Origin of the sequence: Streptomyces acidiscabies (assembly GCF_020010905.1) — a bacterium.
Taxonomy (GTDB): Bacteria; Actinomycetota; Actinomycetes; order Streptomycetales; family Streptomycetaceae; genus Streptomyces; species Streptomyces acidiscabies.
In genome coordinates, this window is record NZ_JAGJBY010000002.1 from 632533 (window position 1) to 650656 (window position 18124).

General features: G+C 69.6%; 16 protein-coding genes and 1 pseudogene. 12 read left to right on the forward strand and 5 right to left on the reverse strand.

The genetic code is table 11. From position 1 onward, the window contains the following. Nucleotides 1-40: 40 nt before the first annotated feature. The 9 genes and pseudogenes from J8M50_RS29910 to J8M50_RS29950 all read left to right on the forward strand — a co-directional run. Nucleotides 41-385, forward strand: a pseudogene (locus tag J8M50_RS29910) (amidohydrolase); the annotation flags it as partial. A 567-nt stretch (nucleotides 386-952) separates the two neighbouring features. Then, nucleotides 953-2080 (forward strand): amidohydrolase, encoded by a 1128-nt coding sequence (locus tag J8M50_RS29915; RefSeq protein WP_238565833.1) that lies wholly within the window; start codon nucleotides 953-955, stop codon nucleotides 2078-2080. Between the two features lie 282 nt (nucleotides 2081-2362). Beyond that, nucleotides 2363-3442: a BMP family lipoprotein gene (locus J8M50_RS29920; RefSeq protein WP_010352532.1), complete on the forward strand. Its 1080-nt coding sequence runs from the start codon at nucleotides 2363-2365 to the stop codon at nucleotides 3440-3442. Between the two features lie 191 nt (nucleotides 3443-3633). Next, complete coding sequence (locus J8M50_RS29925; protein ID WP_010352533.1) at nucleotides 3634-4689, forward strand: BMP family lipoprotein; 1056 nt, start codon at nucleotides 3634-3636, stop codon at nucleotides 4687-4689. Between the two features lie 238 nt (nucleotides 4690-4927). Then, complete coding sequence (locus J8M50_RS29930; RefSeq protein WP_050987184.1) at nucleotides 4928-6664, forward strand: ABC transporter ATP-binding protein; 1737 nt, start codon at nucleotides 4928-4930, stop codon at nucleotides 6662-6664. Beyond that, nucleotides 6661-7782, forward strand: coding sequence for an ABC transporter permease (locus J8M50_RS29935; protein WP_010352535.1), 1122 nt, complete (start codon nucleotides 6661-6663; stop codon nucleotides 7780-7782). The genes J8M50_RS29930 and J8M50_RS29935 overlap by 4 nt, the downstream gene beginning before the upstream one ends. Beyond that, nucleotides 7782-9044, forward strand: coding sequence for an ABC transporter permease (locus J8M50_RS29940; protein ID WP_010352536.1), 1263 nt, complete (start codon nucleotides 7782-7784; stop codon nucleotides 9042-9044). The genes J8M50_RS29935 and J8M50_RS29940 overlap by 1 nt, the downstream gene beginning before the upstream one ends. Beyond that, a complete protein-coding gene (locus J8M50_RS29945; RefSeq protein WP_010352537.1) occupies nucleotides 9041-9430 on the forward strand; it encodes a cytidine deaminase in 390 nt (129 codons plus the stop codon). Before J8M50_RS29940 ends, J8M50_RS29945 begins: the two co-directional genes overlap by 4 nt. A gap of 62 nt (nucleotides 9431-9492) precedes the next feature. Then, nucleotides 9493-10776, forward strand: coding sequence for a thymidine phosphorylase (locus J8M50_RS29950; protein ID WP_029183686.1), 1284 nt, complete (start codon nucleotides 9493-9495; stop codon nucleotides 10774-10776). 72 nt (nucleotides 10777-10848) lie between these two features. Here the strand turns inward: J8M50_RS29950 and J8M50_RS29955 are convergent, their stop codons facing one another. The 4 genes from J8M50_RS29955 to J8M50_RS29975 all read right to left on the reverse strand — a co-directional run bounded on the left by J8M50_RS29955 (nucleotide 10849) and on the right by J8M50_RS29975 (nucleotide 14505). After that, nucleotides 10849-11064 (reverse strand): DUF397 domain-containing protein, encoded by a 216-nt coding sequence (locus J8M50_RS29955; RefSeq protein WP_010352540.1) that lies wholly within the window; start codon nucleotides 11062-11064, stop codon nucleotides 10849-10851. A gap of 60 nt (nucleotides 11065-11124) precedes the next feature. After that, nucleotides 11125-11631: a pyridoxamine 5'-phosphate oxidase family protein gene (locus J8M50_RS29960; protein ID WP_010352542.1), complete on the reverse strand. Its 507-nt coding sequence runs from the start codon at nucleotides 11629-11631 to the stop codon at nucleotides 11125-11127. Nucleotides 11632-11989: 358 nt separating this feature from the next. Next, nucleotides 11990-12997 (reverse strand): sigma-70 family RNA polymerase sigma factor, encoded by a 1008-nt coding sequence (locus tag J8M50_RS29970; RefSeq protein WP_029183687.1) that lies wholly within the window; start codon nucleotides 12995-12997, stop codon nucleotides 11990-11992. 230 nt (nucleotides 12998-13227) lie between these two features. Continuing rightward, nucleotides 13228-14505, reverse strand: coding sequence for an MFS transporter (locus J8M50_RS29975; RefSeq protein ID WP_010352545.1), 1278 nt, complete (start codon nucleotides 14503-14505; stop codon nucleotides 13228-13230). 63 nt (nucleotides 14506-14568) lie between these two features. Between J8M50_RS29975 and J8M50_RS29980 the strand changes: the two genes are divergently transcribed. Further along, a complete protein-coding gene (locus J8M50_RS29980) occupies nucleotides 14569-15519 on the forward strand; it encodes a LysR family transcriptional regulator (RefSeq protein WP_029183688.1) in 951 nt (316 codons plus the stop codon). Nucleotides 15520-15592: 73 nt separating this feature from the next. Here the strand turns inward: J8M50_RS29980 and J8M50_RS29985 are convergent, their stop codons facing one another. Beyond that, a complete protein-coding gene (locus J8M50_RS29985) occupies nucleotides 15593-16354 on the reverse strand; it encodes an alpha/beta hydrolase (RefSeq protein WP_010352547.1) in 762 nt (253 codons plus the stop codon). A 113-nt stretch (nucleotides 16355-16467) separates the two neighbouring features. Between J8M50_RS29985 and J8M50_RS29990 the strand changes: the two genes are divergently transcribed. Then, nucleotides 16468-17634, forward strand: a complete 1167-nt coding sequence (locus J8M50_RS29990) for an adenosine deaminase (RefSeq protein WP_010352548.1) — start codon at nucleotides 16468-16470, stop codon at nucleotides 17632-17634. Between the two features lie 154 nt (nucleotides 17635-17788). Continuing rightward, a complete protein-coding gene (locus J8M50_RS29995; RefSeq protein ID WP_010352549.1) occupies nucleotides 17789-18118 on the forward strand; it encodes a hypothetical protein in 330 nt (109 codons plus the stop codon). Nucleotides 18119-18124: the final 6 nt, after the last annotated feature.

Below are 18124 nucleotides of genomic sequence, written 5' to 3' on the forward strand. Positions count from 1 at the left end.
ACCACCTCGGCGTCCTACCCTTCAGAGGGTGAAGCAACTGATGTCCCGAGAGTCCGAGGCCGACCCCGTCGGCGGAACCCAGCTCCCCGGCGTCCTTCCGGAGGCCCTGTTCGCCGAACTCGTGGCCTTCCGCCGCGACGTCCACATGCACCCCGAACTCGGCAACCAGGAGTTCCGCACGACGGCCGCGATCAAGGCCCGCCTGGAGAAGGCGGGCCTGAAGCCGCGCGTCCTGGCAGGGGGCACCGGACTCGTATGCGACATCGGCGTGGAGGAGGATGCGGAGGCGGAAGCCGCGAGCACGGAGAGGGCACCCGGCACCACAGCCACCGCCCTCACCGCGCCCGGCACAAAGCCCCCCACCCCCGCCACTTCCACCGCCCCCGGCGCAAGGGCTCCCCTGGACGCCGCTCCACCGGCCCTCGGCGTAAAGGCTCCCGGCACCGCCACTCCGCCGGTTCCCGGCGCAAAGGCCCCCCTGGACGCTGCTTCGACGGCCCCCGGAGTGAGGGCTCCTCTGGACGCCGCTCTGCTGGCCCCCGGCGTAAAGGCTCCCGGCACCGCCACTCCCACCGCCCCCGGCGTGAAGGCTCCCGTGGCCGCCGCTTCGACGGCCCCCGGCGTGAAGGCTCCCGTGGCCGCCGCTTCGACGGCCCCCGGCGTGAAGGCTCCCGTGGCCGCCGCTTCGACGGCCCCCGGCGTGAAGGCCACCCTCGCCGCGACTTCCCCCGCCCCCGGCGTAAGCGCCTCCCTGGACGCCACTCCGCCAGCCCTCGGCGTGAAGACCCCCGCCGCCGCGACTCCCACCGCCCCCGGCGTAAGCACCTCCCTGGACGCTGCTCCGCCAGCCCTCGGCGTGAAGACCCCCGCCGCCGCGACTCCCACCGCCCCCGGCGTAAGCACCTCCCTGAACGCCGCTCCACCGGCCCCCGGCGTCAAGGCCACCGCCGCCCTGTCGACCCCCGGCGTGAACGCCCCCGCCCCCGCCACCTCCACCGCCCCCGGCGTAACCGCCTCCCTGGACGCCGCTCCACCGGCCCCCGGCGTAAAGGCCCCCCTGAACGCCGACCCAGCCACCCCCGCCGTAAAACCCCCCGGCATCTTCGCCCTCCGCGCAGACATCGACGCCCTCCCCATCCCCGACACCAAAACCACCTCCCCCTACCGCTCCACCGTCCCCGACCGAGCCCACGCCTGCGGCCACGACGTCCACACCACCGTCGTCCTCGGCGCCGGCCTGGTCCTCGCGGACCTGCACCGGCGAGGCAAGCTCCCCCGCCCCGTACGCCTGATCTTCCAGCCAGCGGAGGAGATCCTCCCCGGCGGAGCATCGGACGCGATCGAGGACGGCGTGCTCGACGGCGTAGGGCGGATCATCGCCGTCCACTGCGACCCCCGAGTGGACGCCGGCAAGATCGGCCTGAGGGAGGGCGCCATCACCTCCGCCTGCGACCGCCTCGAAATCGCTCTGGACGGCCCCGGCGGCCACACCGCCCGCCCCCACCTCACCACGGACCTGGTCACAGCGGCGGCCCGCGTGGTCGTCGACGTACCCGCCCTGGTCGGCCGCCGCGTCGACACCCGCGCGGGACTCGCCGTCACCTGGGGAAGGATCGAGTGCGGCCACGCCCCGAACGTGATCCCGCAGCACGCGGAACTGTCGGGAACGGTCCGCTGCCTCGACATCGAGGCCTGGCGCCAGGCCCCGGACATCGTCGTCGCAGCGATCGACGAGGTCGCGAACATGCACCACGCGAAGTCGGAGATCAACTACGTCAGGGGCGTCCCCCCGGTCGTCAACGACCCCGAGGTCACCGGCCTGTTGAGGGACGCGATGACCGCGAGGCGCGGCACGGAGTCCGTGGAGGGCACCGAACAGAGCCTGGGCGGCGAGGACTTCTCCTGGTACCTGGAGCAAGTCCCGGGCGCGATGGCGAGGTTGGGGGTACGGACACCGGGTGAGCGAACCGTCCGCGACCTGCACCAGGGCAACTTCGACGCGGATGAGCACGCCATCACCGTAGGTGTGGAACTGTTCACCGCAGCCGCACTGCTGGACGCGGCGACGAGGACGTCGTAACCGCTTTCAGCAACAGCCGGGAAGGGGTGCGCCGGAGTTACCGGAATGCACCCCTTCGTCGTATTGCGTCACTCTCATGTAACCCCGCGTGCGTGGACGTAACGCGGCACCGGCACGAATCGGTAACGGCAGAGAGAAACCCTGTTCCCCTGCCCGTCTACGCGCGTTACGGTGCCCGAAATCGCCACCGAGAACGGCTTGTTGGGGGAGCCTTCACGGAGGGCTCCGCCATGGGGAAAACGGGCCGCACGCGGTGCCGTGGGGAAGTAAGGGGTGCTTGCCATGCGTCAGTTGTCCAGGAGTGCGAGAGTCGCCACCGCGATCGCGGTCGTCGCGCTCGCCGCTGCCGGCTGCGGTGAGTCCAGCAGTTCGAGCAGCACCAAGCCGTCGTCGTCCGGTTCCAGCGGGTCGAGCGGCTACTCCGGCAAGGGGATCGGCCTCGCGTACGACATCGGCGGCAAGGGCGACCAGTCCTTCAACGACGCCGCGTACGCCGGTATGGAGAAGGCGATGACCGACTTCAAGATCCCGGGCCGGGACGTCGAGCCGCAGGACGGCGAGTCGGACGCGGACAAGGTCCAGCGCCTCACGCAGCTCGCGCAGGCCGGGTACAACCCGGTGATCGGCGTCGGCTTCGTGTACGCGCCCGCCGTCAAGGCGGTCGCCGCGAAGTTCCCGAACACCAGCTTCGGGATCATCGACGACGAGACGATCAAGGCCGCGAACGTCGCCGACATGGTCTTCCACGAGGAGCAGGGCTCCTACCTCGCGGGCGTCGCCGCGGCCAAGGCCACGAAGAAGAAGCACGTCGGCTTCATCGGCGGCGTGAACATCCCGCTGATCCAGAAGTTCGAGGCGGGCTTCCGCCAAGGCGTCACGGACACGGACAAGAGCGTCAAGATCGAGTCCCAGTACCTGACGGAGACCCCCGCCGAGGGCGGCTTCTCCAGCCCCGACAAGGGCAAGGCGGGTGCCAGCGGCCAGATCGACGCCGGCGCGGACGTCATCTACGGCGCGGCGGGCCTCTCCGGCCAGGGCATCATCAGCGAGGCCGCCGCCAAGAAGGTGTGGGCGATCGGTGTCGACTCCGACCAGTACAGCCAGTCCGCGCTGGCGGCGTACAAGGACTACATCCTCGGCTCGGCCACGAAGAACGTCGGCGGCGCGGTGTACGACCTGGTCAAGTCGGTCGTGGACGGAAAGCCGCTGACCGGCGTGGTGCGCGGGTCGCTGTCCAACGACGGCGTCGGGTTCTCCGACACCAACCCGAAGTACAAGGCGATGACGGACGTCGTCGCGGCCGTGGACAAGGCGAAGAAGGACATCATCGACGGCAAGGTGACGATCAAGATCACCAAGTGATCCTGGCTTTTCACCCGTACGCCCCTCGCATGAAGCGAGGGGCGTATTGCTGTCCGTAATCTGAAACCCGAATGTGGCCACAGGTCGGTAACGGAGCGGACAGAAGGGTTTTTCCTGCTGGTCTACGCGCGTTACGCTGCCGCGGAACCAGCGCCTGGTATCAGGGCGCTTGCACAAAGGAGTCTCGCACCATGCGCCGGGTTTCCCGTCTCACCCTCGCGGGTGTCTGTACCGCGGCTCTCGCCGTGACCGTTTCCGCCTGCGGATCCTCTTCCACGTCGACCTCGTCGTCGGCCGGTGAGAAGAAGAACCTGGGCCTCGCGCTCGCCTACGACGTCGGCGGCAAGGGCGACCAGTCCTTCAACGACGCGGCGACCGCCGGTCTGGACAAGGCCGACAAGGAGTTCGGCTACAAGTCCAACGCGGTCGAGCCGCAGGACGGCGAGTCCGACGCGGACAAGGTGCAGCGCCTGGAGAGCCTTGCGAAGCAGGGCTACAACCCGGTGATCGGCGTCGGCTACGCGTACGCGCCCGCCGTCAAGGACGTCGCCGCGAAGTACCCGAAGGTCACCTTCGGCATCGTCGACGACAACACGATCAAGGCCGCGAACGTCGCCGACCTCGTCTTCCACGAGGAGCAGGCGTCCTACCTCGCGGGCGTCGCCGCCGCGAAGGCCACCAAGACCAAGACCGTCGGCTTCGTCGGCGGCGTCAACGTACCGCTGATCCAGAAGTTCGAGGCGGGCTTCCGGCAGGGCGTCACGGACACCGACAAGAGCGTCAAGGTCAAGTCGCAGTACCTGACCGAGACCGCCGCCGAGGGTGGCTTCTCCAGCCCCGACAAGGGCGAGTCCGCCGCGGACGGTCAGATCGACGCGGGCGCGGACGTCATCTACGCCGCCGCCGGTCTCTCCGGCCAGGGCGTCATCAAGGCCGCCGCCGCGAAGAAGATCTGGGCGATCGGCGTCGACTCCGACCAGTACAACCAGACCGCGCTGGCCGCGTACAAGGCGTACATCCTCACGTCGGCCATGAAGAACGTCGAGGGCGCCGTCTACGACCTCGCCAAGTCCGTCCACGACGGCAAGCCGCAGTCCGGCGAGATCCGCGGCTCCCTGGCCAACGGCGGCGTCTCCCTCGCGAACTCGAACCCGAAGTTCGCGTCGGACACGGCGATCCAGGACGCGGTGAAGAAGGCGGAAGCCGGCATCAAGGCGGGCACGATCAAGGTCAAGACGACGGTCTGACCGATCGGATCGGCTGTCGTAATGACACCGTTACCGCTCTTGAACGGGGTACGTGGAGGATCGCCTCTCCGTGCCCCGTTCGCGCGGCACAATGCTCGGAACGGATCGTGACCGAAAAGAACCGATCGGATCCGGGCTCTATTTAAAGTAGGGGCGCTACGCGCGTAGATGGCCCCTTTCTCAAGGAGAGTGCGCCATCGACGCGTCCAGCAGCCCTCCGCTCACCGCAGAGCCGACGATCGCGGTGGAGCTGGCGGGCATCACCAAACGCTTCCCCGGTGTCGTCGCCAACCACGACATCCACCTGACCGTCCGCACCGGCACCGTCCACGCGCTGGTCGGCGAGAACGGCGCCGGCAAGTCGACCCTGATGAAGATCCTCTACGGCATGCAGAAGCCGGACGAGGGCACGATCACGGTCGACGGCGAGCAGGTCGCCTTCGCGAGCCCCGGCGACGCGATCGCGCGCGGCATCGGCATGGTCCACCAGCACTTCATGCTGGCCGACAACCTCACCGTCCTGGAGAACGTCGTCCTCGGCAGCGAGAAGCTGTACGGGATCGGCGCCGGCGCCCGCAGGAAGATCAAGGAGATCTCCGACCGGTACGGCCTCGGCGTCCGCCCCGACGCCCTCGTCGAGGACCTCGGTGTCGCCGAACGCCAGCGCGTCGAGATCCTCAAGGTCCTCTTCCGGGGCGCGCGCACCCTGATCCTCGACGAGCCGACCGCCGTCCTCGTCCCGCAGGAGGTCGCCGCGCTCTTCGGCAACCTCCGCGAGCTGAAGTCCGAGGGCCTCTCGGTCATCTTCATCAGCCACAAGCTCGGCGAGGTCCTCTCCGTCGCGGACGAGATCACCGTCATCCGGCGCGGTACGACGGTGGGGACGGCGATCCCCGCCGAGACGACCCCCCGCCAGCTCGCGGAGCTGATGGTCGGCAGCGAACTCCCGACGCCGGAGACCTCGGAGTCGACGGTCACCGACCGCGCGGTCGTGACGGTCGAGGACCTGACGGTGTACGCGGCCGGCGGGGCCTCCCTCGGCGCGGTCGCCGGGGTCGAGGGCCAGCCCGCCGGCGAGGTCAAGAAGGTCCTGGACGGCGTCTCCTTCACCATCCACGCGGGCGAGGTCATGGGCATCGCCGGCGTCGAGGGCAACGGCCAGACCGAGCTGATCGACGCGCTGATCGGCACGAAGAACGCCGACTCCGGGACGATCGCCTTCCTCGGCGAGGACATCACGCCCTGGCCGACCCGCAAGCGCCGCGAGTCCGGCGTCGGCTACATCCCCGAGGACCGGCACCGTCAGGGGCTCCTCCTGGAGTCCCCGCTCTGGGAGAACCGCATCCTCGGCCACGTCACCGAGAAGCCCAACGCGAAGGGCTTCTGGCTCGACCCCAAGGGCGCGCAGGCCGACACGCGGCGGATCGTCGAGGAGTACGACGTCCGCACGCCCGGCATCGACGTCACGGCGGCGTCCCTGTCCGGCGGCAACCAGCAGAAGCTGATCGTCGGCCGCGAGATGAGCCACGACCCGAAGTTCCTGATCGCCGCGCACCCGACGCGTGGCGTGGACGTCGGCGCACAGGCCCAGATCTGGGACCGCATCCGGGAGGCGCGCCGCGAGGGCCTCGCAGTCCTGCTGATCTCCGCCGACCTCGACGAGCTGATCGGCCTCTCCGACACGCTCCGCGTCATCTACGACGGCAAGCTGGTCGCGGACGCGGACCCGGCGACGATCACGCCGGAGGAGCTGGGGTCGGCGATGACGGGGGCGGCGAGCGGGCACTTGGAGCACGCGGACGACGCCGAGGCTGGTGAGGTCGGCGGCGACGATGCCGATGGGGCCCCCATCGACGTACAAGCCGATAATCAGCCCACCGAGCCCGCAGCCGAAGCCGCTCCCGCGCCCGACGCCGAGCCCGCGCCCGAATCCGCATCCCAGCCCGAGCCGTCCCGGGAGGACGACGCCCGATGAAGAAGTTCGACAAGGAGCGCGTGCTCCTCGCGGTGGCCGGCCCGGTCATCGCGCTCGTCGCGGCGATCCTGCTGACCTCGGTCGTGCTGCTCGCCTCCGGCAAGAACCCGATCGAGCCGTACCGGCTGATGCTGGAGCAGATCCCCTACTCCGACATCCAGGTCCTGATCATCAACCAGGCGTCGATGTACTACATCGCGGCGCTGGCGGTGGCCCTCGGCTTCCGCATGAACCTGTTCAACATCGGCGTCGACGGCCAGTACCGCCTCGGCGCGCTGGTCACCGCGATCGTCGGCGCGCACGTCGCGCTGCCCGGGTTCCTCCAGATCCCCCTGCTGCTGCTCGTCGGCGCGCTGACCGGCGCGATGTGGGCCGGTATCGCGGGCATCCTCAAGGTCACCCGGGGCGTCTCCGAGGTCGTCGCGACGATCATGCTGAACTCGATCGCGACCAGCCTCATCGGCTACCTCACCCTGCGCGACAACTTCGGCGTCCTGGTCGGTGACAACGTCACGACCGGGATCATGAAGGACTCGGGCTGGATGCCCGGCATCAACCTCGGCGCGGACGTCGGCGAGATCTACGGCCTGGTCTTCCTCGCGATCGCCCTCGGCATCGCGTACTGGGTCGTCCTCAACCGCACCCGCTTCGGCTTCGACCTGCGCGCGACCGGCGAGTCGGAGACGGCCGCCGCCGCGTCCGGCGTCGACGCGAAGCGGATGGTCGTCACCGCGATGCTGGTCTCCGGCGCGGTCGCCGGTATCTCCGGCCTCCCGCTGCTGCTCGGCGACGCGCACACCTACAGCCTGAGCTTCCCGGCGGGCCTCGGCTTCACCGCCATCGGCATCGCCCTCCTCGGCCGCAACAACCCCGGCGGCATCGCGCTCGCCGCGCTGCTGTGGGCCTTCCTCGACAAGGCGTCCCCCGCGCTCGACTACGCCATGCCGGTGGCGTACGAGAAGGAGATCGCCACGATCATGCAGGGCCTGATCGTCTTCGCCGTCGTCATCAGTTACGAAGCCGTACGGCAGTGGGGTCTGCGCCGCCAGCAGAAGCAGGTCGGCGCGCAGCTCGCCGCCGAAGCCGCTCAGAACGTCAAGAAGGAGGTGGCGGTCTGATGGCCACCGCGACCGTCGCCAAGCCCCCGGCGAAGCAGCCCGGCAAGGGCAGCCGCAAACTCTCCCTGCCCGTACTCCTGCTGATCATCGCGGGTGTGCTGGTCCTGACCTCGATCGTGCGCCTGATCTCCGGCGCCGACGGCATCACCTCCACCGGCCAGATGTCCACGGCGCTGCGCCTCGCCGTACCGATCGGGCTCGCCGGGCTCGGCGGGCTGTGGGCCGAGCGCGCGGGCGTCGTCAACATCGGCCTCGAAGGCATGATGATCCTCGGCACCTGGTTCGGCGCGTGGGCCGGGTACCAGTGGGGTCCGTGGACGGGTGTCGTGTTCGGCATTCTCGGCGGCGCGCTCGGCGCCGTCCTGCACGCGATCGCCACCGTCACCTTCAACGTCAACCACATCGTCTCCGGTGTGGCGCTCAACATCCTCGCGCTCGGCCTGACCCGCTACCTCTCGAAGTTCACCTTCGAGGACGCGCCGCAGGGTTCCTCCAAGCAGTCCCCGCCGATCGACTCGCTCGGCAACTTCGACATCCCAGGGCTGTCGAGCTGGCTGGAGACCCTGAACGACAAACACTGGTTCCTGATCTCCGACATCGCGGGCCTCGTCGGCGGGCTGGTCACGAACCTGTCCCCGCTGACCGTCGTCGCCGTCGCGCTCGTGCCGCTGACGTGGTGGGTGCTGTGGCGTACGGCGTTCGGTCTGCGCCTGCGGTCCTGCGGTGAGAACCCGGTCGCGGCGGAGTCCCTCGGCGTCAACGTCTACAAGTACAAGTACCTCGCGGTCATCATTTCGGGTGGTTTCGCGGGTCTTGGCGGGGCGTTCCTGTCGATCGTCGCGTCGAATGTGTACCTGGACGGCCAGACCGCCGGGCGCGGGTACATCGGCCTCGCGGCCATGATCTTCGGCAACTGGATGCCAGGCGGGCTCGCGCTGGGTGCCGGACTCTTCGGCTACACCGACAGCCTCAACCTCCGGGGCGGTACGACCAACGTGCACGCGCTGCTCCTGCTGCTCGCGCTGGTGCTGGTGGTGGCCGCCGCGTACCAGATCTGGAAGAAGAAGTACGTGTCGGCGGCGATCTCCCTGGTGATCTCCGTCGTGATGTTCATCTGGTACGCCAACACGGACGAGGTCCCGCGCCAGCTCGTCACCGCCGCGCCGTACCTCGTCACCCTCCTCGTCCTCTCCTTCTCCGCGCAGCGCCTGCGGATGCCGAAGGCGGACGGGCTGCCGTACCGGAAGGGGCAGGGCAAGTGACGGTGGACTGGTCCTCGCTGCGCGCGGTCGCCCACGAGGCGATGACCCGCGCGTACGCCCCTTACTCCGGCTACCCCGTGGGGGTCGCGGCGCTGGTCGACGACGGGCGCACGGTCTCCGGCTGCAACGTCGAGAACGCGTCGTACGGCATCGGCCTGTGCGCGGAGTGCGGGCTGGTGTCCGAGCTGCACCGCACCGGGGGCGGGCGGCTGACCCACTTCACGTGCGTCGACGGCAACGGCGACGTGCTGGTCCCGTGCGGTCGGTGCCGCCAGCTCCTGTACGAGCACGGCGGTCCTGACCTGCTGCTGGAAACCCCCGAGGGGATCCTCCCTCTCTCCGAGATGCTCCCCCAGGCCTTCGGGCCGGGACACCTCACCAAGTAACTCCTGTGCGGCCCCCCTTGCTTGTCCGGGGGGCCGCATTTCTTCGGAAGGACACCCACCCCATGGCCATGGACGCCATCTCCGTCATCCGCACCAAGCGGGACCGCGCCGAACTCACCGACGAGCAGATCGACTGGGTCATCGACGCGTACACCCGTGGCGAGGTCGCCGACGAGCAGATGTCCTCGCTCGCCATGGCCATCCTCCTCAACGGCATGAACCGCCGCGAGATCGCGCGCTGGACGGCGGCGATGATCGCGTCCGGCGAGCGGATGGAGTTCTCGTCGCTGTCGCGCCCGACGGCGGACAAGCACTCGACGGGCGGCGTCGGCGACAAGATCACGCTCCCGCTGGCCCCGCTGGTCGCCGCGTGCGGCGCGGCCGTCCCCCAGCTCTCCGGCCGGGGCCTCGGCCACACGGGCGGCACGCTGGACAAGCTGGAGTCGATCCCGGGCTGGCGCGCGCTCCTGTCGAACGAGGAGATGCTGTCGGTGCTGGACGGCACGGGCGCGGTGATCTGCGCGGCGGGCGACGGCCTGGCACCGGCCGACAAGAAGCTGTACGCCCTCCGGGATGTCACCGGCACGGTCGAGGCGATTCCCCTGATCGCGTCCTCGATCATGTCGAAGAAGATCGCGGAGGGCACGGGGTCGCTGGTCCTGGACGTGAAGGTGGGTACGGGTGCCTTCATGAAGACCATCGAGGACGCGCGGGAGTTGGCGTCGACGATGGTGGGCCTCGGCACGGACCACGGCGTGAAGACGGTCGCCCTGCTGACGGACATGTCGACGCCGCTCGGCCTCACGGCGGGCAACGCGCTGGAGGTCCGGGAGTCGGTGGAGGTCCTGGCGGGCGGGGGCCCGGCGGACGTGGTGGAACTGACGATCGCGCTGGCCCGGGAAATGCTGGACGCGGCGGGCGTACGCGACGCCGACCCGGCGAAGGCGTTGGCGGACGGCTCGGCGATGGACGTATGGCGCCGGATGATCGCGGCACAGGGAGGCGACCCGGACGCGGCGCTGCCGGTGGCGCGAGAGCAGCACGTGATCACAGCAGGGGCCTCGGGCGTCCTGACCCGCCTGGACGCGTACGACATCGGCCTCGCGGCGTGGCGCTTGGGCGCGGGCCGTGCGCGCAAGGAGGACCCGGTGCAGGCGGGCGCGGGGGTGGAGCTCCACGCGAAGCCGGGGGACACGGTGACGGCGGGCCAGCCGCTGCTGACGTTGCACACGGACACGCCGGACCGCTTCGCGTACGCGCTGGAGGCTGTGGAGGGCTCCTACGACGTGGCCGCACCGGGGACGGACTTCAAGGCGTCGCCGGTGGTGCTGGAGCGCATCGCCTGATCCTTCTTTGACGCCACAACCCCGCCCTGTCAGTCAGAAACTCGGGCGGGGTTGTGGCGTTCGGTACGACCGTCAGACGCGCGGCTCGGCGGAGGCCAGCTCGACGAAACCACTCCATGCGTCGCGGGAGACGGAGAAGTGGGGGAGGCTGGTGTCTTTGGAGTCGCGGACGTGTACGGCTGTGGTGCGGGCCGAGACCTCGACGCACTGGCCGCCTTCGGCGCCGCTGTAGCTGCTCTTGAACCAGGTGAGACCGGAAGCGGCGGTCGAGGACTCGGCGTTGTTCATAGCGATCCCAGCACTCCTTCGGTCTGTTTCATTACTCGATGCCCCCACGAACCGCTGCGCCTATGCCGGGTTGCCCGCCGGATCACGCGCGTACGTGAACAGCGACTCCGCCTCGACGGCGATGAAAACCCCGTTCCCCCAGTCCGACACCCGCGTTCCACGTGCCTGGAACTGTGCTTCCTCGACCGCCGCGAACTCGGGATCGGAGGCATCCATGATCCGTCCGGTGCCGTGCACGATCAACGCGAACCCGTCCTCGGCCGACAGACTGAGGCTCAGGGCGGGACGCTCCGTGAGGTTGCGGGCCCGATGAGATTGGGCGCCGGTCGGGACGTACAGCTTTCCCCCGACGATCAACGCCCCCACCGGCGCGCACCTGGGGGCTCCCGAAGCGGTGACGGTGGCCAGGACCACCTGGAACACACCTGCGCACCGCTGTACCAACTGTGCTGCGGACAGCGACTGTTCGGGCAGTCCGAACGACGCGCGCAGCGATGGAGAGGCACGGCGGACGCTGTCGTCGATGAGCTCCTGGAGCTCGGCCAGTTCCGCCGCTGATTCGTTCATCCGGCTGTTCTACCGATCACCTCGGAAAAACGGAAGTCCACCTGTTTGTGACTGACGGTGTTGTTCGGGCGCACCGATGAGTTGAGCCGCCCGCCGGGGTCTACCCCACGTGGACCCTGAAGGACTCCCCGTAGTCATCCCGCGCAGCCCCTTCACCCCGGATGTGGTGGAGGGGCTCTCCGACGAGGTGCGGAGGTTGTTGGCCGTGGCTGTTGAGAAGGTGGTCGTTGTCGATGTGGGCGGGCTCGGGCCGCCGGGGTTGGCGCAGGTCGACCTGGTTGCCCGGTTGCAGCTCGTGGCCAAGCGGGCCGGGGGGCGGATACGGCTCAGAGACCCCGGCCCGGCGTTCGTCGCGCTGCTAGGGCTGGTCGGTCTCGTCCTTGAGGTGGAGGGGGAAGCCGAAGAGGGGGAACCAGCGGGGGGTGTCGAGGTAGAAGTGGAAACCGGTTAGGCGGCCGTCCGAGATCTCCAGGACCTGGATGGACCAGGGCGACCAGCCGCCCTTCTCCGGGTCCGGCTTGTAGTGCGCGAACCCGGGCAGCCCGTTGACCTGGACGGGGAAGAGGCGGGAGTTCTCGCAGCCCGAGCCGAGGGTGGTCATGAAGCCGGTGATGTCCGCGTGACCGGTGAGCCACAGGTCGAACGGCGGCATCGTCATGATCGCGTCCTCGTGGAGGAGCGCGGTGAGGGCGGTCATGTCGTACCCCTCGAAGGCGGCGACGTACCGCTCCAGGAGTTTCTTCTGCTCGTCGTCGAGGGAGTTGAAGACGTCGGCGGCGGCGCCCTTGTCCTCGGGCTGCTCGGCGAGGGTCGCGCGGGCGCGCTGGAGGGCGCTGTTCACCGAGGCGACCGACGTGTCGAGCAGCTCCGCGACCTCGCTGGCCTTCCACGCGAGGACCTCGCGGAGGATGAGGACGGCCCGCTGCTTGGGCGGGAGCTGCTGGAGCGCCGCCATGAACGCCAGCCGGATGGATTCCTTGGCCACGGCCGCCTCCGCCGGGTCCTCGACGGTGGGGAGCGCTCGCGCGTCCGGGATGGGTTCGAGCCAGGTGTTCTCGGGGCGCGGGGAGAGCGCGGCCTGCGCGAGGGGCGTCGCCTCGCTGAGGTCGATCGGCCGGGCGCGCTTGTTGCCCGCGTTCAGCATGTCCAGGCACACGTTCGTCGCGATCCGGTACAGCCACGAGCGCAGGCTGGACCGGCCCTCGAACTTCTCGTAGTTCCGCCAGGCCCGCACCAGCGTGTCCTGGACCGCGTCCTCCGCCTCGAAGGTCGAGCCCAGCATCCGGTAGCAGTACCCGGTCAGCTCGACCCGGTGCTTCTCCAGCCGCACATCGAGGTCCGCCACCGCTGTCGTACCGTCACTCATTCCTCGTCCACCCACCCCTGTGGCCTTCGTGTCACGCGCCTTCGCGTCCACCTCCTCGGAAGCTACCGCACCCCACTGACAATCACCCCTGGACTTGACAAATCCGCTGGTCAGCGCAGTAGGAACGAGGCCATGACAACACCCGGCACCACCCGCCCCGCCGACCTCACACGCCTCGCGGCCACACCGGCGTCAAGCTGCCGCCTCGGCGCCAAGCCACCGCACCGGCATCAAGCCGCCGCCACAACCTCCCGCCGAGCCGCCGCCCGAGCCGCCCGAGTCCCCGCCACCGTGATCGCCACGACCCCCGCCACCGCCAGCAACCCCACCGAGACGGTCCCACCCCACCCACCGGCGTGGAAGGCGATCGCCCCGACGGTCGACCCGACGCTGGACCCGATGTAGTACGCCGACTGGTACAGCGCCGAAGCCTGCGCCCGCCCGCTCGTCGCCGTCTTGCTCACCGACGACGACGCCACCGCGTGCCCCGCGAAGAACCCGGCGGTGATGAGGACCAGCCCGAGCAGGACGAGCACCAGCGACCCGGCGAGGGACAGCAGCAGCCCCGTAGCCGTCGTACCCCCGGAGAGGTACAGCGCACCCCGCCGCCCGACGCGCCCGACCAGCCGCCCGGCGGTGGAGGCCGACACCGTACCTACGAGGTAGACGAGGAACACCGACCCCACGATGCCCTGCGGCAGCGAGAACGGCGCTTCGGTCAGCCGGTACCCGATGACCGTGTACACGCCCCCGAAAACGGTCATGAAGAGCGCACCGATGGCGTACAACCTCCGGAGGAGGGGGTTACCCAGATGACCCCGTACGGTGCCCAGCAGCACCCGGGGCCGCAGCGACCCCGGCGTGAAGTGGCGCGGAGCGGGCAGCAGCGCGCGGAACGCGACTGCGCACACCACCGCGAGCCCCCCGATCACCCCTACGGCGACCCGCCAGCCCCACTCCTGCGCGACCCACCCGGTGATGACGCGCCCGCTCATCCCGCCGACGCTGTTGCCCGCGACGAACAGCCCGATGGCCGTGACCAGCGCCTTCGGCCGGACCTCCTCCGCGAGGTACGCGGTCGCGGAGGCCGGCAGCCCGGCCAGCGCGGCACCCTGCACACCCCGCAGCACGACGAGCGCGCCGAGCGACGGCGCGAACGGCACCAGCATCCCGACGGTCACCGCGACCGCGAGCGACGCGGTCATGACCGTACGGCGCCCGTAGCGCTCGGACAGCGCGCTCATCGGCAGGACGAACAGCGCGAGTCCGCCGGTCGCGGCGGCCACGGTCCAGCTCGCATCGCTCGCGGCGACGCCGAACTCGCCGGAGATCAGGGGGAGTAGAGCCTGCGTGGAGTACAGCAGCGCGAAGGTCGCGACGCCCGCGAGGAACAGCGCGAAGCTCATCCGGCGGTAATCGGTTTCACCGGGTTGCATACGGGTGTCGGCGGAGGGGACGGCTGCGCGGGCGCCCGTGGTGACGGGCGCCTCGGTACTGGCGGAAGGCATACGTCGACGGTAGGCCGACCTGCGTTGATGCGTCCAATGCACGGACTCGTCATAATCGTTCCCATGGTGCATCAACCGAGGTCACAGGGTCATCTGTCACCGTCCGGTGACACGGAAGACATGACGACGCTGCTCGCTCCGAGGCTCGCGTACTTCGCCGGGGTGGCCCGTACGGAGCATGTGACCCGGGCCGCTCAGGAGCTACAGGTCCCGCAGTCGACGCTGTCGCGGGCGATGGTCCGGCTGGAGCGGGACCTCGGGGTGGACCTGTTCGCGCGCCGGGGCCGTACGGTCTCGCTGACGCCCGCCGGACGGACCTTTCTCGCCTCTGTGGAACGGGCGTTGGGGGAGATCCAGAAGGCGGCCGACGCGGTACGGGCGGACGCGGACGCGGCAACGGGCAAGGTGGCGTTCGGATTTCTGCACACGATGGGCGCGGAGACCGTGCCGGCGCTGATCCACGCCTTCCGCGCGGACCATCCCCGGGTGCGGTTCAGCCTCGTGCAGAACTACGGCGAGGCGATGATCGAGCGTTTGCGGACAGGGGAGTTGGACCTCTGCCTGACCTCCCCGGTACCGGACGCACCGGACCTGGTGGCCCGCCGCCTGGACGAACAGAAACTCCGCCTGGTGGTCCCGGCGGACCACCGCCTGGCGACCCGCAGACGCGTACGGCTCTCCGAGGCGGCCGACGAGACGTTCGTAACCCTGGAACCGGGCTACGGCCTACGCCGCATCACGGACGACCTGTGCCAACAGGCGGGCTTCCGCCCGAGGATCGCGTTCGAGGGGGAGGAGGCGGAGACGCTAAGGGGGTTGGTGGCGGCGGGACTTGGGGTGGCGCTGCTGCCACCTCCAGCGGTGAGGAGACCAGGGGTGGCGGAGCTAACGGTGACGTCACCAAGGGCGGTGAGGGAAATCGGGGTGGCCTGGCTGGACGGCCACCCGGACACACCCCCGGTGGCGGCGTTCAAGAAGTTCTTGCTGTCAAGAAGGGGCACCTTGCTGCCCTAAGGGGCGCGGGGCTGTGTCAATTTGCGGCTCCGCCGCGCGGGCGCGACAAGCCACAACGAGCCCGCACCCGAAGTCACTTCCGCAACGACGCCCCGAACCCCACAGCAAGCGGCATCCTCAACCCCAACGGCGGCGGAGCAGCAAGCGCATCCTCCAACGGCCTCGCGAACCCCCGCCCGTACAACGTCCCCATCACGAAGTCCTCAGCCAACGCCTGCACTTCACCCCGATACTGATGCAACCCGTGCCCATCGGAGTGCACTTCGAACCGACACACATCCCGATTCGCCTTCTTCGCCCGAGCGGCAAGCCGAAACGACAACTCCGGATCCGTACGCTCGTCATTGGTCCCGTGGACGATCAACACCCGCCGCCCCACAAGCTGCTTGACTGGCTCAGGAGACGCCGCCACATCCTCCTCCGGCAACCAAGGAGCAAGCGCGAGAACGGAGTTGACGGCATCATGCCCGGCAGCCCGCAACGCGGCCCGCGCCCCCATCCCGACCCCGGCGAGACAGACGGGAACGTCACCGTACCGGCGCACGACCTCCTCGGCCCCCCAGAGGGCATCCGCCGCGAGATGCGCCTCCGTCCCGTTCCACCCGCGATAGCGGTAGTGGACGGCGTGGACGGCGAGCCCCTCGGCGCGCCCCGCACGGGCGAGGCGGCGGCCGAGGGCGCGTACGGAGGACGTCGCCCACATGGGGGACGGCTTGCGCTCGGAGAGCTCCTCGCCGCCGGGGAGGAGCAGAACCGCTCCGCTGACGGAGGTCGGCTCGGGGCCGATCGCCTTGCCCAGGTGGGCGGTTCGGAGCGGCGTCACATGCTGTGCCATGGCAGAACAGTGTCAGAAGCGGCGGTGTACTCCACCCGTCCGTGGGGTCACCTTTGCGTATCGGCGGTGCGCTGAGCCGGGCCGTCTACGCGCGTAGGAGTTACTGTGCCGGGATGACGAGCCAGAGCATCCCCAGGGGCGTCACCCCGACACCGGACCAGATCCGTCGGGCGCCCAAGGTTCTGTTGCACGACCACCTCGACGGCGGGCTGCGTCCCGGCACGATCGTCGACCTAGCCCGCGAGTATGGGTACTCGGGGCTACCTGAGAGTGACCCCGACAAGCTCGGCGTCTGGTTCCGCGAGGCCGCCGACTCCGGTTCGCTGGAGCGGTACCTGGAGACCTTCTCGCACACCGTCGCCGTCATGCAGACGCGCGACGCGCTGGTCAGGGTCGCCGCCGAGTGCGCGGAGGACCTCGCCGAGGACGGTGTGGTCTACGCGGAGGTGCGGTACGCCCCCGAGCAGCACCTCGACGGCGGGCTGAGCCTCGAAGAGGTCGTCGAGGCGGTCACCGAGGGCTTCCGCGAGGGCGAACGCCGGGCCCGCGAGAACGGCCACCGCATCCGCGTCGGCGCCCTCCTCACCGCGATGCGGCACGCCGCCCGCGCCCTGGAGATCGCCGAACTCGCCAACACGTACCGTGACTCGGGCGTCGTCGGCTTCGACATCGCGGGCGCCGAGGCCGGTCACCCGCCGACCCGGCACCTCGACGCCTTCGAGTACCTGAAGCGCGAGAACAACCACTTCACGATCCACGCCGGCGAGGCTTTCGGGCTGCCGTCGATCTGGCAGGCTCTCCAGTGGTGCGGCGCCGACCGGCTCGGCCACGGCGTACGGATCATCGACGACATCGAGGTCGCGGACGACGGGAGTGTGACCCTCGGGCGGCTCGCCGCGTACGTCCGCGACAAGCGGATCCCGCTGGAGCTGTGCCCCAGCTCCAACCTCCAGACCGGCGCCGCCGCCTCCTACGCCGAGCACCCCATCGGACTGCTGCGGCGGCTGCATTTCCGGGCCACCGTCAACACGGACAACCGCCTGATGTCCGGGACGAGCATGAGCCGGGAATTCGAGCACCTGGTCGACGCGTTCGGTTATACGCTCGACGACATGCAGTGGTTCTCAGTCAATGCTATGAAATCGGCGTTCATTCCTTTCGATGAACGAATCGCCATGATCAATGACGTGATCAAGCCGGGGTATGCCGAGCTGAAATCCGAATGGCTGTTCCAGCAGACGGCCTCCACCAGCGGTTCTTCCATCGGACAGGGCCGGTAGCAGAGGCTTTGGGGCTCCGGGATGCGGACGAGTGTTCACCACTCGTCCGCATTTCGATGTTTGCGGTGGGTGCCTCCGCATGTTTACGGTCGGGGACTGCTCGTATTCCCGTACATTCCCCGTTGCCCCCTTCGAGTTCGAGGACGCAATTCCCATGAAGCAGTCTGCTGCCAAGACCCTCGGTGTCGCCGCCCTCGGTGCCGCCATCGCCGCCGTCGGCGCGGGTGCCGCCTCCGCCGCCCCCGCCCTGCCGGACGCCACGCAGGCCCTCGGCGGCGTCACCGGCGCGCTGCCGGGCGCCGGCGAGCTCGTCAACCAGGCCCAGCCCGCCCTCACGACGAGCGCCTCCACCGTCGCCCCGATCGCCCAGCGCGCGCTGGCCGACGGCCCCACCGCCCCCGTCGCCGGTCTCCTCGGCGGCCTCCCGATCGGCAAGGGCCTGCCCACCCACGGCCTGCCGCTCAACGGCATCCCGCTCGGCTGACGTACC

Excerpts from the sequence above, each read along its gene's own strand:
- J8M50_RS29920 (WP_010352532.1), top strand. The coding sequence starts at position 2,363 with ATGCGTCAGTTGTCCAGGAGTGCGAGAGTCGCCACCGCGATCGCGGTC.
- J8M50_RS29925 (WP_010352533.1), top strand. The coding sequence starts at position 3,634 with ATGCGCCGGGTTTCCCGTCTCACCCTCGCGGGTGTCTGTACCGCGGCT.
- J8M50_RS29935 (WP_010352535.1), top strand. The coding sequence starts at position 6,661 with ATGAAGAAGTTCGACAAGGAGCGCGTGCTCCTCGCGGTGGCCGGCCCG.
- J8M50_RS29940 (WP_010352536.1), top strand. The coding sequence starts at position 7,782 with ATGGCCACCGCGACCGTCGCCAAGCCCCCGGCGAAGCAGCCCGGCAAG.
- J8M50_RS29950 (WP_029183686.1), top strand. The coding sequence starts at position 9,493 with ATGGCCATGGACGCCATCTCCGTCATCCGCACCAAGCGGGACCGCGCC.
- J8M50_RS29955 (WP_010352540.1), bottom strand. The coding sequence starts at position 11,064 with ATGAACAACGCCGAGTCCTCGACCGCCGCTTCCGGTCTCACCTGGTTC.
- J8M50_RS29960 (WP_010352542.1), bottom strand. The coding sequence starts at position 11,631 with ATGAACGAATCAGCGGCGGAACTGGCCGAGCTCCAGGAGCTCATCGAC.
- J8M50_RS29970 (WP_029183687.1), bottom strand. The coding sequence starts at position 12,997 with ATGAGTGACGGTACGACAGCGGTGGCGGACCTCGATGTGCGGCTGGAG.
- J8M50_RS29975 (WP_010352545.1), bottom strand. The coding sequence starts at position 14,505 with ATGCCTTCCGCCAGTACCGAGGCGCCCGTCACCACGGGCGCCCGCGCA.
- J8M50_RS29980 (WP_029183688.1), top strand. The coding sequence starts at position 14,569 with ATGGTGCATCAACCGAGGTCACAGGGTCATCTGTCACCGTCCGGTGAC.
- J8M50_RS29985 (WP_010352547.1), bottom strand. The coding sequence starts at position 16,354 with ATGGCACAGCATGTGACGCCGCTCCGAACCGCCCACCTGGGCAAGGCG.
- J8M50_RS29990 (WP_010352548.1), top strand. The coding sequence starts at position 16,468 with ATGACGAGCCAGAGCATCCCCAGGGGCGTCACCCCGACACCGGACCAG.
- J8M50_RS29995 (WP_010352549.1), top strand. The coding sequence starts at position 17,789 with ATGAAGCAGTCTGCTGCCAAGACCCTCGGTGTCGCCGCCCTCGGTGCC.